Origin of the sequence: Massilia sp. UBA6681 (assembly GCF_002454935.1) — a bacterium.
Classification (GTDB): domain Bacteria; phylum Pseudomonadota; class Gammaproteobacteria; order Burkholderiales; family Burkholderiaceae_D; genus Telluria; species Telluria varians.
Genome location: NZ_DKJX01000121.1, coordinates 1 through 3832 on the forward strand (window position 1 = coordinate 1; position 3832 = coordinate 3832).

The following is a 3832-nucleotide window of genomic DNA, read 5'->3' on the forward strand; positions in this document are numbered from 1 at the left end:
GGGCGCGCAGCTCGGCGGTCTCCTGGCGGATCGCCTCCAGCCGCTCGCTGGAGGCCTGGGCGGCGGCGCGCAGCGACTCCAGGCGGTCGCGGTCGGCGGCGATCGCCTCTTCGGAGGCCTGAGCATTGGCCAGCGCGGCGGCGGTCGCGGCCGCGTCCAGCGCGGCGCGCTCCTCGGCCAGCGAACGGGCGCGCGCCTCGGCATGGGCGCGGCTCTCGGCGGCGACATTGGCCTTGGCTTCGGCCTCGACGCGGGCGATGGCCTCATGGATCTCGCGCATGTCCATCGGGCCGCGGGCGGCAGCCGGGGCCGGCGCGGGCTCGGCCGGCGCCTCCGGAACGACGCTGCCGGCATTCGACAGGTCGATCGTGAAGTCGCTATCGTCGTACTTCTCGTGCTCGGGCTTGATGGGTTCCATGGTCGTTTTCGGTGAGGACGCAGCTTGCGTCCATCTGATTATCCGGGAAATCGCGCGCGCGTGTCACGCCGAACTGGACGGCAAAACCACGGCACCGGGCTATACCGGCCACAGCGGCGGCTCATCCATCAGCGCCACCTGCTCGCGCAGTTCGAGGATCCGGTCCTGCCAGTAGCGCTGGGTGTTAAACCACGGGAAGGCCGCCGGGAAGGCCGGGTCATCCCAGCGCATCGCCAGCCAGGCCGAATAATGGATCAGTCTCAGCGTGCGCAGCGCCTCGACCAGGTAGAGCTGGCGCGGGTGGAAGTCGCAGAAATCCTCGTAGCCGGCCAGCACGTCGGCCATCTGGCCCACCATCTCCTGGCGCTCGCCCGAGAGCAGCATCCACAGGTCCTGCACCGCCGGTCCCATGCGGCTGTCGTCGAAGTCGACGAAGTGCGGGCCATCCGGGGTCCATAGCACGTTGCCGCCGTGGCAGTCGCCGTGCAGGCACAGGAGCGGCAGCGCGCCGGCCCGGTCGTAGCAGCGCGCGACGCCCTCGAGCGCCTGCTCGACCACGCTGGCATAGGTGGCGGCCAGCTCGGGCGGGATGAAGCTGTTGGCGCGCAGGAACTCGAAAGGTTCGCGCCCGAAGGTCTGCGGGTTGATCTCGGGCCGGTGCTGGTAGGGCCGCGCCGCGCCGACCGCATGAATGCGGCCGATGAAGCGGCCGATCCATTCCAGGGTAGCGGGGTCGCCCAGTTCGGGCGCGCGTCCGCCGCGGCGCGGGAACACGGAAAAGCGGTAGCCGGCGAAGCTGTGCAGCGTGCGCCCGTCGATGCTGGTGGCCGGCACCACCGGGATTTCCCGCTGCGCCAGCTCTTCCACGAAGGCGTGTTCCTCGAGGATGGCGGCGTCGCTCCAGCGCGCCGGCCGGTAGAACTTGACGACCACCGGCGCCCCCTCTTCCAGGCCGACCTGGTAGACGCGGTTCTCGTAGCTGTTGAGCGCCAGCAGGCGGCCGTCGCCGTACAGGCCGACGCTCTCGACGGCCTCCAGCACCGTTTGCGGGTCGAGCCGGGCGAACGGATGGGCGTGAGCGCTTGTTTCAGTCGTCGAATTCTCCATTCACGCATTGTAAGCGGCAGCCGCCATCCCGCCTAAGCCTCCTTTTAAATTTGACGAATTTGGTTAGATTCAGGGCAGAACGTGCATAGCGGCCTGCGCAATTATCGAATTTGGCACGTACCTGAGCGCACTCGCGTGGCATACGGCCTTTACCGAGGAAAAGAATATGAAGAAAGCGATTCCCCTGGCGCTGACGGCCGTAGCCGCCGCACTCGTCTGGAACGCGGCCAAGGCCCAGTCGCCGCAGCCGCCGAAGGCCGATGCCGACATGCAGAAAGTGCTGGACGCCCACGCGTCCCTGGACCCGAAGCCGATCGAAACCCTGACCCCGGCCGCGGCGCGCAAGCAGCCGCCCCCGGCCGACGCGGTCAAGAAGGTACTGACCGAGATGGGCAAGAGCGGCGCGCCGGAACCGGGCGTGACGAAGAAGACGATGGCGGTGCCGGTCAAGGGCGGCTCGGTCCCGGTACACATCTTCACGCCCGAAGGCAGCGGCCCCTTTCCGGTCATGGTGTACTTCCACGGCGGCGGCTTCGTGATCGCCGACACCGAGGTCTACGAGGCATCGCCGCGCGCGCTGGCAAAGATGGCCAAGGCCATTATGGTGTCGGTCGACTACCGCCAGGCCCCCGAGCATCGCTTCCCGACCGCGCCCGAAGACGCCTATGCGGCCTACCTGTGGACGATCGAGCATGCCCGCGAGTTGGGCGGCGATCCGGCCCGCATCGCGGTCGGCGGCGAATCGGCGGGCGGCAACCTGGCCGCCGTGGTGTCGATGATGGCGCGCGACCGCAAGGCGCAGCTGCCGCTGCACCAGCTGCTGGTCTACCCGGTGGTGAACGACGACATGAACAACGCCTCCTACAAGCGCAACGCGAATGCGAAGCCGCTCAACAAGGCGATGATGGGCTGGTTCTTCAAGCACTACGGGGGCGACCCAACGAATCCGTACGCGCTGCCGATGAAGGCGGCCTCGCTCAAGGGCCTGCCGCCAGCCACCATCGTGGCGGCCGAGATCGACCCGCTGCTCACCGAGGGCAAGCAATATGCGGACAAGCTGAAGAAGGATGGGGTGCAGGTCGATTACCGTGCATGGAGCGGCGTGACGCACGAATTCTTCGGCATGGGAGCGGTGCTGCCCAAGGCGAAGCAAGCCGAGCAGTATGCAGCGGATGCCTTAATGAAAGCATTCGCCGCCAGGAAGTAAGCCGCATCCGCCGTGGCGATCGTGCGCCGCCGGCGCACGATTTTTACGCCCTTGTCCCGCGCAGGCGTTACACTGGCGCCTTCAAAACGCAACAAGAGCACCCCATGCATCTCGACGAGCCCCTTACCGATAAAGAATTCGACGAACTCGACCAGTTCCTGCTGTCCGACCGCTCCCCCGAGGACGCGATGACGATGGACACCCTGCACGGCTACCTGACCGCGATCGCAATCGGCCCGGAAACAATCATGCCGGCCGAATGGCTCCCGCGCGTCTGGGGCGAGGATGGCAAGCAGGCGCCGAACTGGAAGAACCCGAAGGAAGAGCAGCGCATCATCAACCTGATCATGCGCTTCATGAACGAAGTGCTGATCACCTTCGAAGCCGCACCAAAGGAGTTCGAGCCGCTGTTCGTCGAGCATGAATTCGAGGGCGAGGCCCTGATCGACGCCGAGGCCTGGTGCTGGGGCTTCTGGGAAGGCATGGAACTGCGCCCCGGCTCATGGGACGAGATCTGGGATTCGGAAGTGGCCGAACTGATGCGCCCGATCTACCTGCTCGGCGCCGACGAGATCGAGGAATCCGAACTGCCGGAAGTCGAAGACCCGCGCAAGGCCCATCAACTGGCGCTGGAGATCGAAGCCAACATCCCGGCCATCTACCGCTACTGGGCGCCGCGCCGCAAGGGCGCGGTCGAGACCGTCAAGCGGGAGGAGCCGAAGGTCGGCCGCAACGACGACTGCCCTTGTGGCAGCGGCAAGAAGTACAAGAAGTGCTGCGGCGCCGACGCCGGCTAAGCAGCTTCCGTGTGACAGCGGCTGCTCACGCAGCCGCTTCCGTCAGGCCCAGATCCAGTCCCACCAGCAGGTCGCCGGGCTGCACCATCCCGGCCAGCCTGCCCTCCTCGTCCACCACGAACACCTGCTTCGCTCCCTCATGGAAGCGGGTGAGCAGCGCCGTCACCGGCGCCGTGCTGCGCACGGCGACGAAATCCGCCTCGACCAGCTGACCGACCGTCGGCGCCGTATCGCGCCCGAACAGCAGCGCCGTGGCCCGCCGCGCGCGCGCCGGCAAGGGGCGGCTGGCGCTGCCGCCGGCCG

4 protein-coding genes and 1 pseudogene are annotated in these 3832 nt (G+C 67.3%); 2 read left to right on the forward strand and 3 right to left on the reverse strand.

Annotation, left to right across the window (positions count from 1 at the left end):
• A pseudogene (locus tag B2R83_RS22630) lies at window positions 1-418 on the reverse strand (hypothetical protein); the annotation flags it as partial.
• 99 nt (window positions 419-517) lie between these two features.
• The gene (locus B2R83_RS22635; protein ID WP_292045244.1) at window positions 518-1525 is read right to left on the reverse strand and encodes a serine/threonine protein kinase; all 1008 of its coding nucleotides are present in this window, start codon (window positions 1523-1525) and stop codon (window positions 518-520) included.
• Between the two features lie 166 nt (window positions 1526-1691).
• On the opposite strand from B2R83_RS22635, the gene B2R83_RS22640 reads away from it, so the two are divergent.
• The gene (locus tag B2R83_RS22640) at window positions 1692-2732 is read left to right on the forward strand and encodes an alpha/beta hydrolase (protein WP_292045245.1); all 1041 of its coding nucleotides are present in this window, start codon (window positions 1692-1694) and stop codon (window positions 2730-2732) included.
• 104 nt (window positions 2733-2836) lie between these two features.
• A complete protein-coding gene (locus B2R83_RS22645) occupies window positions 2837-3529 on the forward strand; it encodes a UPF0149 family protein (RefSeq protein ID WP_292045247.1) in 693 nt (230 codons plus the stop codon).
• A gap of 25 nt (window positions 3530-3554) precedes the next feature.
• Here B2R83_RS22645 and B2R83_RS22650 read toward each other — a convergent pair.
• A partial coding sequence (locus B2R83_RS22650; RefSeq protein ID WP_292045249.1) for a CBS domain-containing protein occupies window positions 3555-3832 on the reverse strand: 278 nt, incomplete at its 5' end.

Coding starts and splice junctions, on each gene's coding strand:
- B2R83_RS22635 (WP_292045244.1), bottom strand. CDS start 1,525: ATGGAGAATTCGACGACTGAAACAAGCGCTCACGCCCATCCGTTCGCC.
- B2R83_RS22640 (WP_292045245.1), top strand. CDS start 1,692: ATGAAGAAAGCGATTCCCCTGGCGCTGACGGCCGTAGCCGCCGCACTC.
- B2R83_RS22645 (WP_292045247.1), top strand. CDS start 2,837: ATGCATCTCGACGAGCCCCTTACCGATAAAGAATTCGACGAACTCGAC.